This window comes from Thioclava sp. L04-15 (genome assembly GCF_002020275.1).
Taxonomy (GTDB): Bacteria; Pseudomonadota; Alphaproteobacteria; order Rhodobacterales; family Rhodobacteraceae; genus Thioclava; species Thioclava marina.
The window spans coordinates 806081-828185 of record NZ_MPZW01000001.1; the positions used below are offsets into that span (position 1 = coordinate 806081).

The following is a 22105-nucleotide window of genomic DNA, read 5'->3' on the forward strand; positions in this document are numbered from 1 at the left end:
GACCTCCGCCATGCTATCCCTAGTGGAATGAACCAGCACAACCGCAACATAGGCACGGGCGAACGCCCGGTGATCCGTCAACTCGATGACGCTGCGGCAAACCGCATCGCGGCGGGCGAGGTGGTCGAGCGCCCGGCCTCCGCAGTCAAGGAGCTGGTGGAGAACGCTTTGGACGCGGGCGCCACCCGGATCGCGGTGGATTACGCCGATGGCGGCAAGACCCTGATCCGCGTGAGCGACGATGGCTGCGGGATGACCGCCGAGGATCTGCCGCTGGCACTCTCGCGTCACGCCACCTCGAAGATCGACGGCTCGGACCTTCTGAATATCCACACCTTCGGGTTTCGCGGTGAGGCGCTGCCGTCCTTGGGGGCGGTGGGCCGACTGACGATCACCTCGCGCGCGGACGGGTTCGACGCCTGCCAGATCACCGTCGCCAGCGGGCAGATCGGCCCGGTGAAACCTGCGGCGCTGAATCGGGGCACGGTGGTCGAACTGCGCGACCTGTTCTTCGCGACCCCCGCGCGGCTGAAATTCATGCGCACCGACCGGGCAGAGGCACAGGCAATCGCGGACGTGATGAAGCGCCTCGCGATGGCGGAACCCTATGTCAGCTTCACTCTCACCGATGTCTCGAATGACAAATCGCGCGAGATCTTCCGCGCCGATGCCGAACAGGGCGAGCTGTTCGACGCGCTCGCGGCGCGGCTCGGCCGGGTGATCGGCCGCGCATTTGCCGATAACGCCGTGAAGATCGAGGCCGAGCGCGAAGAGATCCGCCTGACGGGCTATGCCGCGCTGCCCACCTATTCGCGCGGTGCGGCGGTGGAGCAGTTCCTCTTCGTCAACGGCCGCCCGGTCCGCGACAAGCAGCTGATCGGGGCACTGCGCGCGGCTTACATGGATTTCCTGAGCCGCGAGCGTCACCCCGCCGCCTGCCTCTTCATCACCTGCGACCCCGAGCGCGTCGACGTGAACGTGCATCCGGCCAAGGCCGAGGTGCGCTTCCGCGAGGCGGGCACCGTGCGCGGACTGATCGTGACCGGGCTGCGCCACGCGCTTGCGCAGGCGGGCCATCGCGCCTCCTCGACCGTAGCCGAGGCGACGCTGGGCGCGATGCGTCCAGAACCTACCGCCGACCAGCCGCCGCGTATCTACCAGATGGACCGCCCGAGCTATGGCGCGATGCGCACGTCCTATGCTGCGCAGGCCCCGCTGATCGAGCCGGTCTTCAACGAGGCCCCCGCCCCGCGTTTCGACTATGCGCCCTCTGCGCGCGCCGAAGCCACGGCCCCCGCAGAGCCCGCGCTGACCGAGAAACCGCTCGGCGCCGCCCGCGCGCAGGTGCATGAGAACTACATCATCGCTCAGACCGAACGCGGCATCGTCATCGTCGATCAGCACGCGGCGCATGAGCGGCTGGTCTATGAAAAGCTGAAAGCTCAGATGGCCGAAAACGGCGTGCCCGCGCAGGCCTTGCTGATCCCCGAGATCGTGGAGCTGTCCCAAGGCGACGCGGCACTGCTGCTGGAACATGCCGAGGCGCTTGGCCGCCTGGGCCTGACCATCGAACCCTTCGGCGGCACGGCGATTGCCGTGCGCGAAACCCCTGCCGTTCTCGGCGAGATCAACGCCGAAGCGCTGCTGCGCGACGTGCTCGATGAGCTTGCCGATCTGGGCGACAGCCAGCTGGTGCAGGCCAAGATCGAGGCGGTTCTGAGCCGGATGGCCTGCCACGGCTCGATCCGCTCGGGCCGCCAGATGCGCGCCGACGAGATGAACGCCCTCCTGCGCCAGATGGAAGCCACCCCCCATTCCGGCCAGTGCAACCACGGGCGCCCGACCTATGTCGAACTGAAACTCAGCGATATCGAAAGGCTCTTCGGGCGCACATGATCCAGATCGGCGATATGACCCTGAACCTGAACGACCCACTGACCCTCGGCCTTCTGGCCGGGGCGGCCGCGCTTGTGATCGTGCTTTTCCTGATGATCGCCATCCTGCGCGCAGCGAGCCATCAGACCCGCGCAATGGACCCGATGATCGGCCAGATGAACCTGCTCGCGCAGCGCGTTCAGAACCTCTCGGACGGGCAGCAACAACTGACCGGCGGGTTGCATCATGTCTCCGAGGCGCAGGCCGCGAGCCAGACCAAGGTGCTTGCCCTGATGGAACAGCGTCTCGCCGATGTCTCCCGCGCGATGGGCGAGAGCCTGCACGGCACCGCGACCCGCACGGCGCGATCCCTAGGCGACCTGCATCAGCGGCTCGAAGCGATCGACAAGGCGCAGGCCAATATCGAGAAGCTCTCGGGCAATGTGCTGAGCCTTCAGGACATCCTGTCGAACAAGCAGACGCGCGGGGCGTTCGGGGAAATCCAGCTGCACGATATCGTGGGCAAGGCGCTGCCCTCGGACAGCTTCACGATGCAGGCGACGCTGTCGAACGGGAAGCGCGCGGATTGCCTGATCCACCTGCCCAACCCGCCCGGACCGATCGTGATCGACTCGAAATTCCCGCTGGAGGCCTATGAGGCGCTGCGCCGCGCGGACACCCAATGGGAACTGCAAGAAGCCGCCCGCGCGATGAAGTCGGCCGTGCGCGCGCATATCAAGGCGATCTCGGAGAAATACATTCTCGAAGGCGAAACCGCCGATGGCGCACTGATGTTCCTGCCCTCGGAAGCCGTCTATGCCGAGCTGCACGCGAACTTCCCCGAACTGGTGCGTGAGGGCTTTGCCGCAAAGGTCTGGATCGTCTCGCCCACGACCTGCATGGCGACGCTGAACACGATGCGCGCGGTTCTGAAGGATGCGCGGATGCGCGAACAGGCAGGCGCGATCCGCAAGGAACTGGCCGCGCTTTACTCGGATGTCGACCGTCTCGGCACGCGCGTCGAGAACCTCGACCGACATTTCGGCCAGGCCGCGAAGGATATCGCGGAGATCAAGATCTCGGCCGAGAAGGCCGGAAAGCGCGCGCGCCGCCTGGATAATTTCGATTTCGAGGAGCTTGCCCCCGATGTCCCCGCGCAACCGCAGCTCGTCTCGGTTAGCGAAAATAAGAGCTAAGCGTCGCTTTTCGGCTGCCTGAGCCTTCGGAGACTGGCATAGAGTGCGCCCATGAATGACGAGGTCCGTTTCGACAGGGGGCCGGCCGGCCAACGCTGCCGCTTCCGCGACCCCCACGAGGTCATCCGCGCCGATGCGCCGGAGGATCTGCCCGCAGCTTTCGCGGCGATCACGCGCGCGCAGGCCGAGGGGCGCTGGCTGGCCGGGTTCGCCGCCTATGAGCTGGGCTATTGCCTGACCGAACGCCTCGCGCCGCTCTTGCCGGAACATCGCGATCTGCCGCTGCTGGCCTTCGGGGTTTACGACGCGCCCGAGAACCTGCCGCCGCCGGTGTCCGAGCACGCGCCGCAGATCGAGCTGGGCGAACCGCTCTGGTCCGAGGCGCGTTATGCCGAGGCATTCGAGACGGTCCACGACTATATCGGCGCGGGCGATTGCTATCAGGTGAACCTGACCTTCCCGGTGCCCGTGATGTGCGACGCCCCGCCCGAGGCGCTTTACGCTGCCCTGTCCAGCGCCGGCCAAGTCCCCCATGGGGCCGATGTCGCGCTGGCCGGGGTGCGGCTGCTGTCGCGCTCGCCCGAGCTCTTCTTCCGGGTCGAGGGTGGCAAGATCGTCACGCGCCCGATGAAAGGCACCCGCCCGCGCGGGGCGACCGCCGAAGAGGACGCCGCGCTGAAGGCCGATCTGATGGGGGCCGAGAAAGACCGCGCCGAGAACCTGATGATCGTCGATCTGCTGCGCAACGACATCTCGCGGATCTGCGCGCCGGGCTCGGTCAAGGTGCCGCGCCTCTTCGAGGTCGAGACCTATCGCTCGGTCCACCAGATGATCTCGGAGATCGAGGGCGAACTGGTCCCCGGCGCCGACCTCCCCGAGATCCTGCGCGCGATGTTCCCCTGCGGCTCGGTGACAGGCGCGCCGAAGATCCGCGCGATGGAGATCATCCGCGAGCTGGAGCCGGACCCGCGCGGCATCTATTGCGGCGCGATCGGCTGGACGGCGCCCGACGGCCGGATGGAGTTCAACGTCGCGATCCGCACGCTGATGCAGACCGGCCCCGGCCAATGGCGGGTGAATGTCGGCGGCGGGTTGGTCTATGATTCCACCGCCCATGGCGAATATGAGGAAGCGCTTTGGAAAACCCGGTTCCTGCAGATCTGAAACTGATCGAGACTTTCGGCTGGCATCCCGGCGAGGGAATCCGGCGCCGCGCCCGCCATATCGCGCGGCTGGCCCGCGGGGCCGCGCAGCTCGGCTACCCGCTCGACAAGACTGCCTTGACCGCAGCCCTCGCAGCGATTTCGGGCGCAAGCCCCCTGCGCGTGCGCCTGACCCTCGATGCCAAGGGAGCGATCGAGATCACCTCCGCGCCCCTGACCCCGACCACCGCCTGGCGCATCCATATCTCGAGCGTCACGCTCGACAGCCAGGACCCGATGCTGCGCCTGAAGACCACGGCGCGCGCGCCCTACGACGCCGCCCGCGCCGCCCTGCCAGACGGTATCGACGAGGCGATCCTGCTCAACGAGCGCGGCGAGATCTGCGAGGGCACGATCACCAACCTCTTCCTGAAACGCGGCGGGATCTACCTGACCCCGCCACTCGCCTGCGGCTTGCTGCCGGGCATCCTGCGCGAAGAGCTTCTGGAAACGGGAGCGGCGCGCGAAGCCCTCCTGCGGCCAGAGGATCTGGCACAAGGCGAGATCTTCATGGGCAACTCTCTGCGCGGCCTGATCCCTGCGCGGGCTTGACGCGACACGCAAACGCTTGCACACGCCGCGCATTGACGGGATTATAAGCCCATAAACGGAGGGACCCATGCTCACCATCAGCCCGGCCAAGATTGCCCATGTCATCATCCGCGCGCGCAAGTTCGACGCGGACGTGCCCGGCTCGGGTCAGGCCCGTGAACTGCGCGCCTTCATCGCCGCCCTCAACGAGGACGAACAGGCGGCCCTGACCGCCGTAATGTGGATCGGCCGCGACACCTTCGACGCTTCCGAACTCGACGAGGCGATGCAGACCGCCAAGGCCGAGGCCACCGCGCCGACCGAGGATTACCTGCTCGGCAATCCGATGCTCGCCGATCATCTCGAAGACGGGCTGAACGCGCTCGGCATCAGCCTCGAAGAGGCAGAGGAAGACATCTACCCCTCCGTCTGATTTCACCGACTGAAACGACAAAGGCGGCCCCCGCAGGGACCGCCCTCGTCACGTGTTACCAAGAGACACTGACACAAAGAGAGACGGGATCAGGCCACCAGACGGTAGCCGCCCGATTCGGTCACAAGCAGACGCGCGTTCGAGGGATCGGGTTCGATCTTTTGACGCAGGCGATAGATATGAGTCTCGAGCGTGTGGGTGGTCACCCCCGCATTGTAGCCCCATACCTCATGCAGCAGCACATCGCGCGGCACCACGCCATCGGTGGCGCGATAGAGGAACTTGAGGATATTGGTTTCCTTCTCGGTGAGGCGCACCTTGCGGTCCTTGTCGTCGACCAGCATCTTCATCGCCGGCTTGAACGTATATGGGCCAAGCTGGAAGACAGCGTCCTCGGACTGCTCATGGGTGCGCAGCTGGGCGCGCAGGCGGGCGAGGAGCACGGGAAACTTGAAGGGTTTGGTGACGTAGTCATTCGCGCCCGAGTCGAGGCCGAGGATCGTGTCGGCATCGGTATCGTGGCCGGTGAGCATGATGATCGGGCATTTCACGCCCTGCTTGCGCAGTTTCTTGCACAGCTCGCGGCCGTCGGTATCGGGCAGGCCCACATCGAGCACGACGAGATCGTAAAGCGCCGACTTGGCCTTATCCACGGCTTCGTGACCGTTCCCGGCTTCGTACACATCGAAATCGTCCGTCGCGATCAGCTGCTCGGCCAGCGCCTCGCGCAGATCGGTATCGTCGTCAACCAAAAGAACTTTCTTCAAGGTCGCCATCTGTTCCGCCTCCACTTGCATTTGACGCATAGCTGTTGCGCATTCGCTTGCATGGCAAGGGGAGTGAAACCAATCTCACGCGGACGTGTCAAATCGCGCGGAGATATTTCAATTTGTTACAGTCGGGGCTATCTCAGAGCGCATGAGCGGCAAATTCACCCTTGGGCCCAGCCCCACCGAGAGACTCAATCGCGCCCGCGCGGATCTGCGCATGGGGGTGCCGGTCCTGCTATCGGGTCGCCTTGCCGTGGCGGTCGAGACGCTCTCTCCGGAACGGCTGGAGGCGCTGCGCGCGCTGGGGCCGCTGGTGCTGGCAATCACCGCGCGGCGGGCCTCGACGCTCAAGGCGCGCGTCTATGACGAGGATGTCGCGCGGATCAAAGTGCCTGCGGAGGCAGATCTGCGCTGGCTGCGCGCCCTGGCCGATCCTGCCGATGACCTCCGCGTGCCGATGAAGGGTCCGCTCGAGGCGCTGCGCGGCGGCGATGCCGATCTTGCCCGAGCTGCGATCCGGCTCGCGAAATCCGCCCAGCTTCTGCCCGCAGCCCTTCTAGTCGAAGCGCCCGAGCCCGCGCCCTCCGATCTCACCTGCGTTTCTGCCGAAGAAGCGCTGACCGCCTCCGACATTCCGCAAGCCTTCGCCCCGGTTTCTGCCGCGCGCGTGCCTATGCGCGCCGCCGAAGCGGGCCGGCTGCATATCTTCCGCCCTGATGACGGCGCCGAAGAGCATTACGCGATCGAGATCGGCCAACCCGATCGGTCGAAACCGGTGCTCGCGCGGCTGCATTCGGCCTGTTTCACCGGCGATGTTCTGGGCTCTCTCAAATGCGATTGCGGCCCGCAGCTCGACGCGGCTCTGACGATGATGGGCCATGAGGGGACGGGCGTTCTGCTCTACCTCAACCAGGAGGGGCGCGGGATCGGGCTTGCCAACAAGATGCGCGCCTATTCGCTTCAGGATCAGGGGTTCGACACAGTCGAGGCGAACCATCGGCTCGGCTTCGAGGATGACGAAAGGGATTTTCGTATCGGCGCGGCGCTGCTGAAAAAGCTCGGCTTCTCCAGGGTCCGGCTTCTTACCAACAATCCCGCCAAGGTGAAGATGCTGGAGGCGAACGGGATCGAGGTTGTGGAGCGCGTGCCCCTCAAGGTCGGCATGAGCCGCCACAACGCCGCCTATCTCGCCACCAAGGCCGCGAAGTCGGGACATATCCTGTGATGCGGCTGACCCCGACCGGGCTCCTCTTTCACGGTCGTCGTTTTCCCGTCGAGATCGGACGCGGCGGCGTCACCTCTGACAAACGTGAAGGCGACGGGGCGACCCCTGCGGGCCGTCTCCACATTCTGCGCATGTTCTATCGTCCCGACCGGCTTTCCCCGCCCCAGCCCTGGGCCGAGCCGATCGGCCCGCGCGACCTGTGGTGCGACGCCCCGGAGCATCCCGACTATAACCAGCGCGTGAAAATGCCTTTCGCGGCTTCCCATGAAGCGATGCGCCGCGCCGATCCGCTCTACGACATCGTGCTGATCACCGACTGGAACTATCCCGAGGCAATCCCGGGCAAAGGCTCCGCAATCTTCCTGCATCAGCGCCGCCGCGCGGGCTACCCAACAGCCGGCTGCCTTGCCTTCCGCCGCGACCACCTGATCTGGATCGCGCAGCGGATCGCGCCGGGCGACGCGCTCGACATCCCACTTCCTCTTGGCAAAAATATCCTCCGGGGGCCCGGGGGTGGAAAACCCCCGGCGTTCAGCATCCGCGACAAGGCTTAGGAATAATCCCGCGCGCCGAAGATGGCCGAGCCCACGCGCACATGGGTCGCCCCTGCCGCGATGGCTTTCTCGAAATCCGAACTCATCCCCATCGACAGCCCCTCGAGCCCGTTGCGGACCGCCATCTCGGCCAGCATCGCGAAATGGGGGCTGGGATCTTCGCTTTCGGGCGGGATGCACATCAACCCCTGTACCGGTAGATCCATCTTCCGGGCTTCGGCGACGAACGCGTCAAGATCGTCAGGCAGCACACCCGCCTTTTGCGGTTCGGCACCAGTGTTCACCTGAATGAAAAGGTCGGGAGAAGAGCCGCGCGCCTGCGCGAGATTGGCAAGCTTCTTCGCAAGAGAGGGCCGGTCGAGCGTGTGGATCGCCTCGAAAAGCTCCACGGCGAGCTTCGCCTTGTTGCTCTGGAGCGGTCCGATCATATGGACTTCGCAGCCTAGGAATTCTTCGCGCCAGGCCGGCCATTTGCCCTGGGCTTCCTGAACGTAATTCTCACCGAAGAGACGATGGCCCGCGCGCAGCACGGCCTCGACCCGCTCGGGGGGCTGCACTTTCGACACGGCGATCAGCTTCACCGAGCCCGACGCACGCCCCGCAGCGCGCTCCGCCTCCGCGATTCGGGTTTTGATTTCGCTCAGTCCCATCAGGCCCTCCTTTTCCGGGGCCCAAGAAACACCGCAAACCCCAAAAAGAAAAGAGCGGGCACAAGGCCCGCTCTTCCCTTCGTTCAGATCCGTAAGGATTAGAACGAGAACTTGATGCCGAGGTCGGCAACAGCGTCGGTGCCCGACAGATCGTCATCAGCGATACCGCCTTTGACAACCGCGCCACCGCCGAGGTCGTACTCAGCGCCGATACCCCACCAGGTCACGTCCGCGTCAGCAGCCGACTTGTCGTCGAGCTTCTGGACGTAGCCGCCAACGGTGGTCGCACCGAAGACCGACGAAACGCCGAGGCCGTACCAGTTCGCGTCGGCGTCTTTGCCGAGCTGCGAAACAGCCGCTTTAACCGAGGTGTTGCCGAACTTGGCGACACCAGCGAGGGTCAGCATGTCGACGTCGACGAAATCGCCGTCAGCAACTTCGTAGCCCATGCCCACGGTGTAGTTGCCGAAGGTGTAAGCACCGGCGATCGCGTATTCCTGGCCAGCGTCAGCGCCGCCAACTTTGCCGTCCGACATCGAGGCCGCGACCGAGAACGCACCGAAGGTGCCGGTGTACAGCAGGTTCGGGCCCGAGGTGTAAGCGCCAGCAACCGTGGTGGTGACAGCGGTGGTGCCGGTGCCGATGGTGGTGACCACCTGGTTAGCAACGCTGAAGCCGCCGTTGTCGCCGGTCAGATACGGGATGTCGTTCGACAGGCCACCGATGGTGGTCAGGTCGGAGTAACCGACTTCGTAGAAGTCGCCGAACAGAGCTTCCGAAGCGCCGACAACGTCACCCATTTCGACTTTGCCGAAAGCGCCCGAAACGTAAACCGAGCCTTCGAGGCCATAAGCAGCGCCGTTATTTTTAGCCGAGTCGCCAGCCTCGTCAGCGCGGAACGAACCGCCGAACTCCAGGCCGCCGTCGGTCTGACCCGACAGGGTGAAAGTGACGCGAGCGCGGCTGTTGAAGTTCCACTCGTTGTCGGTGGTAGCGGTTTGACCGTCGTAACGGACACCCATGCGGCCGTCGCCCGAAACGGTGACTTCAGCGGCAGCAACGCCGGCGGTCAGCACGAGAGCGGTCGTCGCGAAGAGAACCTTTTTCATCGTTTTCCCTCATTGTCTTACAGATAACCCCCAACTCAGGGACATCCGAATTGGGTATGAAGCTCTTTTCCTCTTCCACCCCCCTCAATGCAACTCAAAGCGCCCCGACCCAGCGAATAGCCTTGTTGATGGTGCAGAGTTGCCACAGTGCCGATCACCCCGCCCTGTGCCCTCGCGGGCGCGTATACGTATAAGGTGGGATTTGCTCACCCGGAAAAACCTTGTCGGGCATGGGGGCTTGGGCTAGAGAAAGGGCAAGTTCAAGGACGTAAAGCCGACGGGGACCGCTTCGCATGATCACCAGAACCCTTCTGAAGAGCACGGCAATTCTGGGGCTGTGCCTCTCGCTTGCGGGCTGCGGCGACGGGAAGCTTTTCTCCTGGGGCGGTGCGAGCGCCGCGAATCCCCAACAAAAAGCGGCCAATCAGCTCGACCATCGGAGTGGCTACAACGAACCGCTGGCCGATGACACCAACCGCACCATCGCCAAGAAATCCTCGGTCTGGGACCTTTTTGGCAACAAGGGCGACCCGAACATCACCGTCGAGGTGAACAAATATATCTGGCAGGCCTCGCTCGAAGTGCTTGATTTCCTGCCGATTCAGGAAGTCGATCCCTTCTCCGGCGTTATCGTGACCGGCTACGGCACCCCTCCGGGTGGCGGGCGCGCCTACAAGGCAACTGTCTATGTCACCGATCCTGCGCTCGATGCACGCTCGCTCAAGGTCTCGATCCGGACCCGTGGCGGCGCGGTATCGCCTGACACGCAGCGCGCGGTCGAAGATGCGATTCTCACCCGTGCGCGCCAGCTTCGGATCCGCGACTCGAAGCTCTGATCGCGCCCCGGACAGCCGAACCGATTTTCTCATCCCCGCCCGAGCCAGCCTCCGGCGGGGATATTTCTGTCCAAATGCCCGCTGCCGCTGGACCTTGGCCCCGTGCCCAGTGTAGCAAGCACGCGCAGAATTCGACGTGATGGGGGTCTGACATGGCACGCTACGAACCGAGCCAGAGCGAGACGAAATGGCAAGAGGCCTGGAACAAGGCCGATCTCTTCGCCGCGCGCCGCGATCCGGCCAAGCCGAAATACTACGTGCTCGAGATGTTCCCCTACCCCTCGGGCCGCATCCACATGGGCCACGTGCGCAACTACACGATGGGCGACGTGGTCGCGCGCTACAAGATGGCCAAGGGCTTCTCGGTGCTGCATCCGATGGGCTGGGACGCCTTCGGGATGCCCGCCGAGAACGCCGCGATGGAACAGGGCGGCCACCCCAAGGACTGGACCTACGGTAATATTGCCGTGATGAAGGACCAGATGAAACCGCTCGGCCTCTCGATCGACTGGTCGCGCGAGTTCGCCACCTGCGACCCCGAATATTACGGCCAGCAGCAGGCGATGTTCATCGACATGCTCGATGCCGGCCTTGTCTATCGCAAGAACGCGGTGGTGAACTGGGATCCGGTCGACATGACCGTTCTGGCCAACGAACAGGTGATCGACGGCAAGGGCTGGCGCTCGGGCGCTGAGGTCGAGCGTCGCGAACTGACGCAGTGGTTCTTCAAGATCTCGGATTACGCCGAAGAACTGCTCGACGCGCTCGACAACCTCAAGGACTGGCCCGAGAAGGTGCGCCTGATGCAGGCGAACTGGATCGGCAAGTCGCGCGGCCTGCAATTCGCCTTCTCGACGGCGGATGCGCCGGACGGCTTCGACCGACTCGAGGTCTACACGACCCGCCCCGACACGCTGATGGGCGCAAGTTTCGCCGCGATCTCGCCCGATCACCCGCTGGCCAAGCATCTCGAACGCCACGACCCCAAAGTGGCCGAGTTCGTCGCGAAATGCCGCGCGGGCGGCACGACCGAGGAAGCCATCGAGACCGCCGAGAAGCTCGGGATGGACACCGGGATCAAGGTCCGGCACCCGCTCGACACCAGCTGGGAGCTGCCGGTCTATATCGCGAACTTCATCCTGATGGATTACGGCACCGGCGCGATCTTCGGCTGCCCGGCCCATGACGCACGCGACTTCGAGTTCGCCACGAAATACGGCCTGCCGATCACGCCCGTGTTCGAGCCTGTCGAGGGAGACTACCCCGCAGCCGAATACGTCCCGCTGAAATCCGAGAAGGTCCGTTACGTCCGCGGCTTCGCGGGCGAAGAGGTGCAGACCGGCGAAGAAGGCGTCGCGACCGCCATCGCCTTCTGCGAGGAAAACGGCATTGGTCAGGGTGTGACCAAGTTCCGCCTGCGCGACTGGGGCCTGAGCCGCCAGCGCTACTGGGGCTGCCCGATCCCGGTCGTTCATTGCCAGACCTGCGGCGTGGTGCCCGAGAAAAAGGAAAACCTCCCCGTCGCGCTGCCCTATGACGAGGACGGCCAGAAGATCGACTTCTCGATCCCCGGCAACCCTCTGGATCGCCACCCGAGCTGGCGTGACTGCGCCTGCCCGAAATGCGGCGCGCCCGCCAAGCGCGAAACCGACACGATGGATACCTTCGTCGATTCGAGCTGGTATTACGCGCGCTTCACCTCGCCGCGCGCGACGACGCCGACCGATCCGGCGGAAGCCGAGTACTGGATGAATGTCGATCAGTATATCGGCGGCATCGAGCACGCGATTCTGCACCTGCTCTATTCGCGCTTCTTCGCCCGCGCGATGCACAAGACCGGCCACCTGCCCGCGAAGGCGATCGAGCCCTTCGATGCGCTCTTCACGCAAGGCATGGTCACGCATGAGATCTACATGACGCGCGACGAAAAAGGCCGCCCCGTCTATCACCTCCCCGAAGAGGTCGAGGACGGCAAGCTGAAGGCGACGGGCGCGACGGTCGAGATCATCCCCTCGGCCAAGATGTCGAAATCCAAGAAGAATGTGGTCGATCCGGTCTCGATCATCGAGAGTTTCGGCGCCGATACCGCGCGCTTCTTCGTGATGTCCGACAGTCCGCCCGAGCGCGACGTCGAATGGACCGCAGCCGGGGCTGAGGCGACCTCTAAGTTCCTCGCCCGCGTTCACCGGATCGCCGACGAGATCGCGACCTCGGACGCGCCCGCTGATGCCGCCGAGGACGCAGCGCTCCTGAAGGCCACCCACAAGACGATCGACGAGATCACCAAATCGATCGAGGGGTTTGCCTTCAACAAGGCGGTGGCGGCGCTTTACGGCCTGACCAACACGATGTCGAAATCGAAGGCCGGGACCGAGACCAAGCGCGAAGCGATGAAGCTCATGGCGCAGCTGATGGCGCCGATGGTCCCGCATCTGGCCGAGGAAGTCTGGTCGATGCTCGGCGGTGAGGGCTTCGTGATCGCTGCCGCCTGGCCCGAGGCCGACCCGGCCCTTCTGGTCGAGGATGAGGTGACCTTGCCGATCCAGATCAACGGCAAGCGCCGGGCCGAGATCTCGGTGCCGAAAGACATGCCGAAGGAAGAGGTTGAAAAGCTGGTTCTGGCCGACGAAGCTGTGGTGAAGGCGCTGGCCGGTGGCCAGCCCAAGAAGCTGATCGTTGTACCGGGGCGGATCGTCAATGTGGTCATCTGACAGACGTGCTTTTCTGGGGCTCGCAGGGGCGGCAGCCCTCGCAGGCTGCGGCTTCACCCCGGCCTACGGGCCGCAGGGCGGTGCCGCGAAACTGCTGAACGGTGTGCAGCCCGACGCGCCCACGACCCGCGACGGGTTCGAGCTGGTCCAGCAGTTGGGCGCACGGCTCGGGCCCTCGGGCACGCCGCGCTATCGCCTCGCCTACACGATCACCACCAAGGCGATCGGCCAGGGCATCGCGCCCGACAACGCCACGACGCGCTATCAGCTCAACGGCTCTGTCGACTACACCTTGCATGACGCGGGCACCGACGCGGTTCTGCTGACGGGGCGCGTGACCTCCTTCACCTCGTGGTCGGCCACCGGAACCGTAGTCGCGACGCAGGCGGCCGAGCAGGACGCCCATCGCCGCCTGATGCGCATCCTCGCCGATCAGATCATCACGCGCCTCCTCGCCCAGGCACCGGGCTTGCCGGAATGAAACTGACCGGCGTTGCAGCGACCCGCTATTTCGCCAAACCCGAACCAGAGCGCACAGGCCTTCTGATCTTCGGGATGGATGCGATGCGCGTGGCGCTGCGCCGTCAGGAAGTGATCGTAGCCCTTATCGGTCCGCAAGGCGAAGAGGAAATGCGCCTGAGCCGCATCGCGGGCGGCGATCTGCGCAAGCAACCCTCTCTGCTTCTGGATGCGATCAAGGAGGTCGGCTTCTTTCCCGGCCCGCGCGTCGCCTTCGTCGAGGACGCGACCGACGCGATGGCCGACGCGGTCATGACGGCGCTGGATGAGTGGCGCGAAGGCGATGCGCAGATCGTGGTCACCGCCGGATCGCTCACCGCGAAGTCGAAACTGCGCAAGGCCTTCGAGGGGCACAAGAACGCCTATGCGATCGGTATCTATGACGACCCGCCAAGCCGCGAAGAGATCGAGGACATCCTGCGCCGCGCTGACCTGCGCGACATCTCGAACGAGGCGATGACCGATCTGGTCACGCTCTCGCGCGCCCTCGACCCGGGCGATTTTCGCCAGACGGTCGAGAAGATCGCACTCTACAAATTCCAAGATGACACCCCGCTGACCCCCGCCGATGTCGCCGCCTGCGCGCCCTCCTCGGTCGAGGCGGGCGTCGATGACGTTCTCTCGATCGTGGCCGAAGGGCGCGCCCCCGAGCTCGGTCCGGTGATGCGGCGGCTGGAAAGCCAGGGCGTGCAGCCCGTGCAACTCGCGATTGCCGCGATGCGCCACTTCCGCGCCCTTCACGCCGCAGCCTCGGACCCGCAGGGTCCGGGCTCCGGCATCGCACGCATCCGACCGCCGGTCTTCGGGCCGCGCCGCGACCGGATGCAGCGGCAGGCGCAAAGCTGGGGCATGTACAAGCTCGAGACCGCATTGAAGGAGCTGGTCGAGGCCGACCTGACCCTGCGCTCGGCCAGCCGCGCGCCGCAGATGGCGGTGATGGAACGCGCGCTGATGCGGCTCGCGATGCTGGCGCGGCGGTGAAAGACGCACTTGTCATCGGAGGCGGCCCGGCGGGCCTGATGGCCGCCGAGGAATTGGCCCGCGCGGGCCACGCGGTCACACTGACCGAGGCAAAACCGACGCTGGCGCGCAAATTCCTGATGGCCGGGAAATCCGGGTTGAACCTGACCAGGGATGAGCCGCGCGAGGCGTTCCTGTCTTATTACTCCCACCCGCAGATCGCCGCGATCACCCGCGAGTTCGGCCCCGAAGAGGTGCAGGACTTCGCCCGCGATCTTGGCATCGAACTGTTTACCGGCTCCACCGGCCGCGTCTTCCCGGTCGAGATGAAAGCCTCGCCGATGCTGCGCGCCTGGATCGCGCGGCTGGAGCGTCTCGGCGTCACGATCCGCACCCGCTGGCGCTGGCAGGGCTTCGACGGTGACGCGCTGGTCTTCGACACGCCCGACGGCCGCCAATGTCTTTCACCCGATGTCACAATCCTGGCGCTTGGCGGCGCGAGCTGGCCGCGCCTCGGCTCGGATGCCGAATGGGTTCCGTGGCTCGCCACCAAGGGCGTGACCGTCTCCCCGTTCCAGCCCTCCAACATGGGCTTCGCGATCGACTGGTCACCGCACATGGCCGACCTCCTCGGCCAGCCCGTCAAAGGCGCGGCGCTCATCACGCCCACCCGCCGCACCCGGGGCGAATTCGTGATCTCCACCCGCGGCATCGAGGGCGGCGGGATTTACGAGATATCGGCCGAATTGCGCGACGGAGCACCGCTTTCCCTCGACCTCGTTCCCGATCTCAGCGTCGAAGACCTCGCCACCCGCCTCGCGAAACTCCCGCCGAAACAGAGCCTGAGCAATCGCCTCCGCAAAGCTGCCAAACTCGATCCGGTCAAACTCGCCCTCGCGCTTGAATGGGGCCGACCGATGCCGAACGAACCGGCCCAACTCGCCGCGACCCTCAAATCCCTCCCCGTCCCGCTCGGCCCCCCGCGCCCGCTGAGCGAAGCAATCTCGAGCGCCGGCGGCATCGCCTGGGGCAGCCTCTCGGACGATCTCGAACTCACCGACCTGCCGGGGGTCTTCGCCGCGGGCGAAATGCTCGACTGGGAGGCACCGACCGGCGGCTATCTCCTCACCGCCTGCCTCGCCTCGGGTCGTCATTCCGGACGCGCCGCCGCGAAACGCCTCGCCACTTCTTCTTGATGAAAATATCTCGGGGGGCTGGCGGCACGCCAGCGGGGGCGGCGCCCCCTCTACCCGTCCCGTCGCGCCACCGCGCGTTTATAGGCAGGGCGCGACCGCATCCGCGCGTGATATTCGCTCAACCGATGCTCGACGATCGGAAACTTCGCCATCAGCGCCCAGTCGAGGCAATGCGTCAGGATGATATCGGGCACGGTCAGATCGTCGCCGGTCACGAATTCCCCCTCGCTCATCCGGTGGATCAGCGTGTGCTGCGAGCGCTCGAACTCCCAGCGTAGCGAATTCTTGATCCCCGAAAGCCGAAGTTCCTCGGGCAGGATGAAACTGTGCCGCGCGGCGGTCCAGAGATTGGCGTCGAACTCGTCGAGCAGGAATTGCGTCACGCTGTCCTGCCGCGCGCGCTCCAATGTTCCGGGCTTGTGGGTGAAGCGCCCATGCGCATCGGAGAGATAGGTGATGATCGCGGTGGAATCGGTGATCGGCGTGCCGTCGACCACCAGAACCGGCACCTTGCCCGCCGGATTGAAGGCCACGACATCTTCCGAACGCGGCGCGGCGCGCACATGCTCATATTCCAGCCCCAGTTCCTCGAGCATCCACAGCACGCGCAAGGTGCGCGACCCGACCGTTCCGATAACCGTATACATCCTGCCTCCACGTCCATTTTGCGGCATTGGGCCACGGCTCCGGGGGAGGTGCAAGCCATCCGCGCGATTGTGACCGGAACAAGCCTGCAATTGACGCGCCGCAGCATTCGTGACGAGATGCACCCTCGCGCGGAAGGGAGATCCGCCGGGGAGACGATAGAATGACCCAAGCCAGACTGTTCACGCCGGTTCTGATCGGCGGCGCCGTGATCCTGATGCTGAGTTTCGCCGTCCGGGCGAGCTTTGGCGTGTTCCAGATCCCGATCGCGAGCGAATTCAACTGGCCGCGCGCCGAATTTTCACTGGCGATCGCGGTGCAGAACCTCGCCTGGGGGATCGGCCAGCCGATCTTCGGTGCGATCGCCGAGCGCTGGGGCGACCGGCTGGCGATCATTCTTGGGGCGCTGGTCTATGCATTGGGCCTCGTCTTGTCGGCCTTCGCAATCCACCCCGAGCAGCACCAATTGCTGGAAATCCTCGTGGGCTTCGGCATCGCGGGCACGGGCTTCGGTGTCATCCTCGCCGTGGTGGGGCGCGCAACCTCGGACGAGAACCGCTCGCTCGCGCTTGGCATCGCCACCGCCGCCGGTTCCGCGGGTCAGGTCTTCGGCGCGCCCATGGCGGAACTACTGCTCAGCCATTTTCCCTGGCAGACCGTGTTCCTCATCTTTGCCGCGGTGATCCTCGCCTCGCTCATCTTCCTGCCGCTGATCCGCGCCCCCGAACGCGCCAGTCGCGCGGAATTGGCCGAGAGCATGGGCACCGTTCTGATGCGCGCCTTCCGCGACCCCTCCTACACTCTGATCTTCCTCGGCTTCTTCTCCTGCGGCTATCAGCTTGGCTTTATCACCGCGCATTTCCCCGCGATGGTGACCGAGATGTGCGGCGCGGTGCCGCCCGGCTCGCTGCTGGCTGGAATCGGGATCGAGACGACCTCGGCGCTCGGCGCGGCCGCGATCTCGGTGATCGGGCTCGCCAATATCGTGGGCACGATCTATGCGGGCTGGGCGGGCAAGCGTTGGTCGAAGAAATACCTGCTCGCCGGGATCTACCTGCTGCGCACCTTTGTCGCCGCCGCCTTCATCCTGACGCCGATGACGCCTGCGACCGTGCTGATCTTCTCGCTTGCGATGGGGGCGCTGTGGCTGGCCACCGTGCCGCTGACCTCGGGGCTGGTCGCGCATATCTACGGGCTGCGCTACATGGGCACGCTTTACGGGATTGTCTTCTTCTCGCACCAGGTGGGCGCGTTCCTCGGCGTCTGGCTGGGCGGCAAGCTCTACGACATCTACGGGGATTACACGCTGGTCTGGTGGGTCGGCGTCGGCGTGGGCGCATTCTCCGCGATTGTGCATCTGCCCGTGCGCGAGAACCGGACCGGCCTTCAGCCCGCCTGATCGAGCATCGCGCGCAACCCCGAACGGTAATCGGGGTAGTGCAGTGTCACGCCCAGATCGCGCTTGATCTTGTCGTTGCGCACCCGCTTGCTCTCGGCATAAAAACTGCGCGCCATCGGGCTGAGATCCGCCTGTTCGAAGGCTACCTCGGGCGGCAGCGGCAAGCCGAGCAACTCAGCGGCAAAACCGATCACGTCCTGCGGCGGGGCCGGGTCGTCGTCGCAGACATTGTAGACCGCGCCCGGATCGGGATGCTCGATCGAGGCCAGCAGCACCTGCGCGATATCCTCCACATGGATGCGCGAGAAGACCTGCCCCTCCTTGACGATCCGCCGCGCGGTGCCTTGGCGCACCTTCTCGAAGGGCCCTCGCCCGGGCCCGTAGATCCCCGCGAGGCGGAAGATATGCAGCGGCAGATCATGCGCTGCGGCCAGCGCCCCCCAGGCTGCCTCGGCCTCCACCCGCGCCTGCCCGCGTCTGGTGGAGGGGGCGAGCGGGGTCGCCTCGTCCACCCAACCACCGGCGTGATCGCCATAGACTCCGACGGTCGAGAGATAGCCGACCCACTCAAGATGCTGCGCTGCGGCAATCGCCTCATGCTGCGCAGCGAGAACCGGGTCGCCCTCGGCACCGGGCGCAACGGAAGTCAGCAGATGGCTCGCCTCATCGAGTGGCAGAGGACCACCCTCCCAGATCAGCGGTTCCACTCCTTCGGCGCGCAACGCCTCGGCCTTCTCGGGACTGCGGGTCGTGCCGATCACACGCCAGCCCCGCGCCAACAGCAGGGCAGAGAGGGCGCGCGCCGAATAGCCATGCCCGATAGAGAGAAGTGTCGGCATATCGGCCCCCTTTCGCCTGTCTGTCACGCGACATTGGTAGACGCTGCGTGAGGGCATCACAACGTCTCTTGAACCTTCCCGCAGGCAATGACAGGCTTGGACATGGAACAGAAGAACAAGATCAAATCCTGGCCCGAAGCCGCAACGCGCCTGATTGCCGTGGCTGCCGGGCGCGAACCCGCCGACCTCGTGATCCGCGGCGGAAAATGGGTCAACGTCCACTCTCGCGAGGTGCTCGACGGTTACGACATTGCCGTGGCCGAGGGTCGTTTTGCCGCCATTGCGCCGGACCTGTCGGCGAGCATCGGACCTGGGACCGAGGTGATCGAGGCCGAAGGGCGCTACATGGTGCCGGGGCTGTGCGACGCGCATATGCATATCGAGTCGGGCATGCTGACGCCCGCCGAATTCGCGGCCGCCGTAATCCCGCACGGCACGACCACGATGTTCACCGACCCCCATGAGATCGCGAATGTCCTTGGCCTCGAAGGCGTGCGGATGATGCATGACGAGGCGTTGATGCAGCCCGTGAACATCTTCACGCAGATGCCGTCTTGCGCGCCCTCTGCACCGGGGCTCGAAACCACCGGCTTCGAGATCACCCCCGAAGATGTGGCCGCGGCGATGCAATGGCCCGGGATCATCGGTCTGGGGGAGATGATGAACTTCCCCGGCGTGATCGCAGGCGACCGCAAGATGCTGGCAGAGATCGCGGCGACACAGAACTTCAACAAGACCGTCGGCGGGCACTATGCCTCGCCCGATCTGGGCAGCGCCTTCCGCGCCTATGTCGCGGGCGGGCCAGCCGACGATCACGAGGGCACTTGCGAGGCCGATGCCATCGCGCGGGTGCGGCAGGGCATGCGCTCGATGATGCGGCTGGGCTCGGCCTGGTATGACGTGGAGACGCAAATCACCGCCGTCACCGAGAAGGGTCTCGATCCGCGCAACTTCATCCTGTGCACCGATGACTGCCATTCGGGCACGCTGGTGCATGACGGGCATATGAACCGCGTCTTTCGCCATGCGGTCGCGTGTGGGGCCGATCCGCTCGTGGCGCTGCAGATGTGCACGATCAACACCGCGACCCATTTCGGCCTGGAGCGCGAGCTGGGCTCGATCACACCGGGCCGCCGCGCCGATCTGATCCTGACCTCGGACCTCGCGAAGCTTCCGGTCGAACACGTGATCGCGCGGGGCAAGACCGTCGCGAAGGATGGCAAGTTGCTGGCCGAGTGCCCGCATTACGACTGGCCCGAAAGCGCGCGCAACACCGTGCATCTGGGCAAGACCCTCATGGCTGCGGATTTCGAGATCGCAGCCCCCGAGGGCGCGAACACCGTCACCGCCAAGGTGATCGGCGTGATCGAGAACCAGGCGCCGACCAAGGCGCTGACGGCGGAGATCGACGTGACCGACGGGCTGGCCCAACCTGACACCGAAAAAGACATTGCGCAGATCGCACTGGTGGAACGCCATCAGGGCACGGGCGGGGTCACCAATGGCTTCGTGTCGGGCTTCGGCTACAAGGGTCGGATGGCAATGGGCTCGACCGTGGCCCATGACAGCCACCACATGATCGTCGTGGGAACCGACCGCGAGATGATGGCCGCCTGCGCCAACCGGCTTGGCGAGATGAGCGGCGGGGTTTCCGTCTGGAAAGACGGGGCCGAGATCGCCTCGGTGCCGTTGCCGATCGCAGGGCTGATGTCGGACGATCCGGCCGAGACGGTCGCCGCGCGCGCTGCGAAAATGGTCGAAGCCATGGCCGCCTGTGGCTGCACCCTGAACAACGCTTACATGCAGCATTCGCTGCTCGCGCTCGTCGTGATCCCCGAAATCCGCATCTCGGATCTGGGGCTCGTGGACGTGACACGTTTTGAACTGACGGACCTTTTTGAATGAATGAAACGCTCGAATTGATCACGCCCGAGGCGGCAGCCGCCGAGACCTTTACCGATGCCGCGAAGGCGGTCGCCCATCTCGAGTCGCTTTATTCCGAGGCGACGGGTTTCCTGCTCGAGAAGTTCAACGAAACACTCGAAAGCAAGACCGCGACGGCCCGCTTCCGCGCCTTCTACCCGGAGGTGCGTATCACTGTGTCCTCGCATACCAAGGCCGACAGCCGTCTGAGCTTCGGCCATGTCGCCCTGCCCGGAACCTATGCCGCGACGATCACCCGGCCCGACCTGTTTCGCAATTACCTGACCCAGCAGCTGGGCCTGCTGATCAAGAACCATGGCGTGCCGGTTCATGTCGGACCTTCGGAGACACCGATCCCGGTGCATTTCGCGGTTGCCGCCCATCCCGAGGTGACCGTGCCGCAGGAAGGCGTGCTCGATTTCAGCCTGCGCGACGTATTCGACGTGCCCGATCTTGCGGGGATGAACGACGATATCGTCAACGGCACGGCTGGGCCCAACCCCGACGGCTCGGGCCATCTGGCCCCGTTCACGGCGCAACGGGTGGATTATTCGCTCGCGCGCCTCTCGCATTACACTGCGACCGCGGCCGAGCATTTCCAGAACCACGTATTGTTCACGAACTACCAGTTCTACGTGGACGAGTTCGAGGCCGTGGCGCGGCGGATGCTGGCGGATCCGGACTCGGGCTATTCGAGTTTCGTGGCCCCCGGAAATCAGGAGATTTCCGATCCGCAGGCCAGCATTCCGGGGCTTGCGAAACTGCCGCAGATGCCGGCCTATCACCTCAAGCGCCCCGATGGTCAAGGCGTCACGCTGGTCAATATCGGTGTGGGCCCGTCGAACGCGAAAACCGCGACCGATCATATCGCGGTGCTGCGCCCCCATGCCTGGCTGATGGTCGGCCATTGCGCAGGGCTTCGCAATTCGCAGCAGCTGGGCGATTTCGTGCTCGCCCACGCCTACCTGCGCGAAGATCACGTGCTCGACGACGACCTGCCGGTCTGGGTGCCGATCCCGGCGCTGGCCGAGGTGCAGGTCGCCTTGCAAGAGGCCGTGGCCGAGGTCACCAAACTGGAAGGCTATGAGCTCAAGCGGATCATGCGCACCGGTACCGTGGCCACGATCGACAACCGCAACTGGGAGCTGCGCGATCAGTCCGGCCCGGTTCATCGCCTCAGTCAGTCGCGCGCCGTCGCCCTCGACATGGAAAGCGCCACGATCGCCGCGAACGGCTTTCGGTTCCGCGTCCCCTACGGCACGCTTCTATGCGTGTCCGACAAGCCGCTGCATGGCGAGCTGAAACTGCCCGGCATGGCGACCGAGTTCTACCGCACGCAGGTCGCGAACCATCTGCTGATCGGCATCCGTGCAATGGAAAAACTTCGCGAAATGCCGCTGGAACGGATCCACAGCCGGAAATTGCGTAGCTTCGAGGAAACAGCGTTCCTGTGACGCAGGAAAATCCCCGCGCATATCCCGAAAAGGGCTTGCCATGCTCAATAAAAACGTGTCGAACATGGCCCACCAACC

At 65.0% G+C, this 22105-nt stretch carries 20 protein-coding genes; 15 read left to right on the forward strand and 5 right to left on the reverse strand.

The genetic code is table 11. The features are described 5' to 3' along the window. Window positions 1-27 precede the first annotated feature (27 nt). From mutL to BMI90_RS04015, 5 genes are all read left to right on the forward strand, one after another. Window positions 28-1896, forward strand: coding sequence for a DNA mismatch repair endonuclease MutL (gene mutL / locus BMI90_RS03995; RefSeq protein ID WP_078526232.1), 1869 nt, complete (start codon window positions 28-30; stop codon window positions 1894-1896). Further along, window positions 1893-3071, forward strand: coding sequence for a DNA recombination protein RmuC (rmuC, locus tag BMI90_RS04000; RefSeq protein WP_078526234.1), 1179 nt, complete (start codon window positions 1893-1895; stop codon window positions 3069-3071). The genes mutL and rmuC overlap by 4 nt, the downstream gene beginning before the upstream one ends. A gap of 51 nt (window positions 3072-3122) precedes the next feature. Next, window positions 3123-4235, forward strand: coding sequence for an aminodeoxychorismate synthase component I (locus tag BMI90_RS04005; RefSeq protein ID WP_078526236.1), 1113 nt, complete (start codon window positions 3123-3125; stop codon window positions 4233-4235). After that, entirely contained in the window at window positions 4208-4825 is a 618-nt protein-coding gene (locus BMI90_RS04010; protein ID WP_078526238.1) for an aminotransferase class IV family protein, read from the forward strand. The genes BMI90_RS04005 and BMI90_RS04010 overlap by 28 nt, the downstream gene beginning before the upstream one ends. 67 nt (window positions 4826-4892) lie before the next feature. Further along, window positions 4893-5237, forward strand: coding sequence for a DUF3775 domain-containing protein (locus tag BMI90_RS04015; protein WP_078526241.1), 345 nt, complete (start codon window positions 4893-4895; stop codon window positions 5235-5237). 89 nt (window positions 5238-5326) lie between these two features. On the opposite strand, the gene BMI90_RS04020 is transcribed toward BMI90_RS04015, so the two are convergent. Next, window positions 5327-6013, reverse strand: coding sequence for a response regulator transcription factor (locus tag BMI90_RS04020; protein WP_078527222.1), 687 nt, complete (start codon window positions 6011-6013; stop codon window positions 5327-5329). A 142-nt stretch (window positions 6014-6155) separates the two neighbouring features. Here BMI90_RS04020 and ribA point away from each other — a divergent pair, with 142 nt between their 5' ends. Continuing rightward, entirely contained in the window at window positions 6156-7232 is a 1077-nt protein-coding gene (gene ribA / locus BMI90_RS04025; protein WP_078526243.1) for a GTP cyclohydrolase II, read from the forward strand. Further along, complete coding sequence (locus BMI90_RS04030; protein ID WP_078526245.1) at window positions 7232-7786, forward strand: L,D-transpeptidase family protein; 555 nt, start codon at window positions 7232-7234, stop codon at window positions 7784-7786. Before ribA ends, BMI90_RS04030 begins: the two co-directional genes overlap by 1 nt. On the opposite strand, the gene BMI90_RS04035 is transcribed toward BMI90_RS04030, so the two are convergent. Next, the gene (locus BMI90_RS04035) at window positions 7783-8436 is read right to left on the reverse strand and encodes a YggS family pyridoxal phosphate-dependent enzyme (RefSeq protein WP_078526247.1); all 654 of its coding nucleotides are present in this window, start codon (window positions 8434-8436) and stop codon (window positions 7783-7785) included. The two genes, BMI90_RS04030 and BMI90_RS04035, sit on opposite strands and share 4 nt — an antisense overlap. 98 nt (window positions 8437-8534) lie before the next feature. Continuing rightward, on the reverse strand, window positions 8535-9545 hold the full coding sequence (locus BMI90_RS04040; protein WP_078526249.1) for a porin: 1011 nt from the start codon (window positions 9543-9545) through the stop codon (window positions 8535-8537). Window positions 9546-9838: 293 nt separating this feature from the next. Between BMI90_RS04040 and BMI90_RS04045 the strand changes: the two genes are divergently transcribed. The 5 genes from BMI90_RS04045 (at window position 9839) to BMI90_RS04065 (ending at window position 15767) form a co-directional block, all read left to right on the forward strand. Then, a complete protein-coding gene (locus BMI90_RS04045; protein WP_078526251.1) occupies window positions 9839-10381 on the forward strand; it encodes a DUF3576 domain-containing protein in 543 nt (180 codons plus the stop codon). A 152-nt stretch (window positions 10382-10533) separates the two neighbouring features. Then, window positions 10534-13092: a leucine--tRNA ligase gene (gene leuS, locus BMI90_RS04050; protein WP_078526253.1), complete on the forward strand. Its 2559-nt coding sequence runs from the start codon at window positions 10534-10536 to the stop codon at window positions 13090-13092. After that, window positions 13079-13573, forward strand: coding sequence for an LPS assembly lipoprotein LptE (lptE, locus tag BMI90_RS04055; RefSeq protein ID WP_078526255.1), 495 nt, complete (start codon window positions 13079-13081; stop codon window positions 13571-13573). The genes leuS and lptE overlap by 14 nt, the downstream gene beginning before the upstream one ends. Beyond that, a complete protein-coding gene (holA, locus tag BMI90_RS04060) occupies window positions 13570-14592 on the forward strand; it encodes a DNA polymerase III subunit delta (RefSeq protein ID WP_078526257.1) in 1023 nt (340 codons plus the stop codon). Before lptE ends, holA begins: the two co-directional genes overlap by 4 nt. Beyond that, window positions 14589-15767, forward strand: coding sequence for a TIGR03862 family flavoprotein (locus BMI90_RS04065; RefSeq protein ID WP_078526259.1), 1179 nt, complete (start codon window positions 14589-14591; stop codon window positions 15765-15767). The genes holA and BMI90_RS04065 overlap by 4 nt, the downstream gene beginning before the upstream one ends. 50 nt (window positions 15768-15817) lie before the next feature. Here BMI90_RS04065 and BMI90_RS04070 read toward each other — a convergent pair whose 3' ends face one another. Then, window positions 15818-16414, reverse strand: a complete 597-nt coding sequence (locus tag BMI90_RS04070; protein ID WP_078526261.1) for a glutathione S-transferase family protein — start codon at window positions 16412-16414, stop codon at window positions 15818-15820. Between the two features lie 161 nt (window positions 16415-16575). Between BMI90_RS04070 and BMI90_RS04075 the strand changes: the two genes are divergently transcribed. Further along, window positions 16576-17811 (forward strand): MFS transporter, encoded by a 1236-nt coding sequence (locus BMI90_RS04075; RefSeq protein WP_078526263.1) that lies wholly within the window; start codon window positions 16576-16578, stop codon window positions 17809-17811. Here the strand turns inward: BMI90_RS04075 and BMI90_RS04080 are convergent. Next, window positions 17799-18650 carry an SDR family oxidoreductase gene (locus tag BMI90_RS04080; RefSeq protein ID WP_078526265.1) on the reverse strand — a complete coding sequence of 284 codons (852 nt, stop codon included), beginning with the start codon at window positions 18648-18650 and terminating at the stop codon, window positions 17799-17801. The two genes, BMI90_RS04075 and BMI90_RS04080, sit on opposite strands and share 13 nt — an antisense overlap. Window positions 18651-18752: 102 nt before the next feature. Here BMI90_RS04080 and ade point away from each other — a divergent pair, with 102 nt between their 5' ends. After that, window positions 18753-20555, forward strand: a complete 1803-nt coding sequence (ade, locus tag BMI90_RS04085) for an adenine deaminase (RefSeq protein WP_078526267.1) — start codon at window positions 18753-18755, stop codon at window positions 20553-20555. Next, a complete protein-coding gene (locus BMI90_RS04090) occupies window positions 20552-22027 on the forward strand; it encodes an AMP nucleosidase (protein ID WP_078526269.1) in 1476 nt (491 codons plus the stop codon). The genes ade and BMI90_RS04090 overlap by 4 nt, the downstream gene beginning before the upstream one ends. Window positions 22028-22105 lie beyond the last annotated feature (78 nt).

What these genes read in the sequence shown, in the direction of transcription:
- BMI90_RS04020 (WP_078527222.1), bottom strand. Translation starts at nt 6,013, where the DNA reads ATGGCGACCTTGAAGAAAGTTCTTTTGGTTGACGACGATACCGATCTG.
- BMI90_RS04090 (WP_078526269.1), top strand. Translation starts at nt 20,552, where the DNA reads ATGAATGAAACGCTCGAATTGATCACGCCCGAGGCGGCAGCCGCCGAG.
- lptE (WP_078526255.1), top strand. Translation starts at nt 13,079, where the DNA reads ATGTGGTCATCTGACAGACGTGCTTTTCTGGGGCTCGCAGGGGCGGCA.
- BMI90_RS04045 (WP_078526251.1), top strand. Translation starts at nt 9,839, where the DNA reads ATGATCACCAGAACCCTTCTGAAGAGCACGGCAATTCTGGGGCTGTGC.
- holA (WP_078526257.1), top strand. Translation starts at nt 13,570, where the DNA reads ATGAAACTGACCGGCGTTGCAGCGACCCGCTATTTCGCCAAACCCGAA.
- BMI90_RS04080 (WP_078526265.1), bottom strand. Translation starts at nt 18,650, where the DNA reads ATGCCGACACTTCTCTCTATCGGGCATGGCTATTCGGCGCGCGCCCTC.
- BMI90_RS04040 (WP_078526249.1), bottom strand. Translation starts at nt 9,545, where the DNA reads ATGAAAAAGGTTCTCTTCGCGACGACCGCTCTCGTGCTGACCGCCGGC.
- rmuC (WP_078526234.1), top strand. Translation starts at nt 1,893, where the DNA reads ATGATCCAGATCGGCGATATGACCCTGAACCTGAACGACCCACTGACC.
- ade (WP_078526267.1), top strand. Translation starts at nt 18,753, where the DNA reads ATGGAACAGAAGAACAAGATCAAATCCTGGCCCGAAGCCGCAACGCGC.
- mutL (WP_078526232.1), top strand. Translation starts at nt 28, where the DNA reads ATGAACCAGCACAACCGCAACATAGGCACGGGCGAACGCCCGGTGATC.
- BMI90_RS04035 (WP_078526247.1), bottom strand. Translation starts at nt 8,436, where the DNA reads ATGGGACTGAGCGAAATCAAAACCCGAATCGCGGAGGCGGAGCGCGCT.
- BMI90_RS04075 (WP_078526263.1), top strand. Translation starts at nt 16,576, where the DNA reads ATGACCCAAGCCAGACTGTTCACGCCGGTTCTGATCGGCGGCGCCGTG.
- BMI90_RS04070 (WP_078526261.1), bottom strand. Translation starts at nt 16,414, where the DNA reads ATGTATACGGTTATCGGAACGGTCGGGTCGCGCACCTTGCGCGTGCTG.
- ribA (WP_078526243.1), top strand. Translation starts at nt 6,156, where the DNA reads ATGAGCGGCAAATTCACCCTTGGGCCCAGCCCCACCGAGAGACTCAAT.
- BMI90_RS04005 (WP_078526236.1), top strand. Translation starts at nt 3,123, where the DNA reads ATGAATGACGAGGTCCGTTTCGACAGGGGGCCGGCCGGCCAACGCTGC.
- BMI90_RS04030 (WP_078526245.1), top strand. Translation starts at nt 7,232, where the DNA reads ATGCGGCTGACCCCGACCGGGCTCCTCTTTCACGGTCGTCGTTTTCCC.
- BMI90_RS04015 (WP_078526241.1), top strand. Translation starts at nt 4,893, where the DNA reads ATGCTCACCATCAGCCCGGCCAAGATTGCCCATGTCATCATCCGCGCG.
- leuS (WP_078526253.1), top strand. Translation starts at nt 10,534, where the DNA reads ATGGCACGCTACGAACCGAGCCAGAGCGAGACGAAATGGCAAGAGGCC.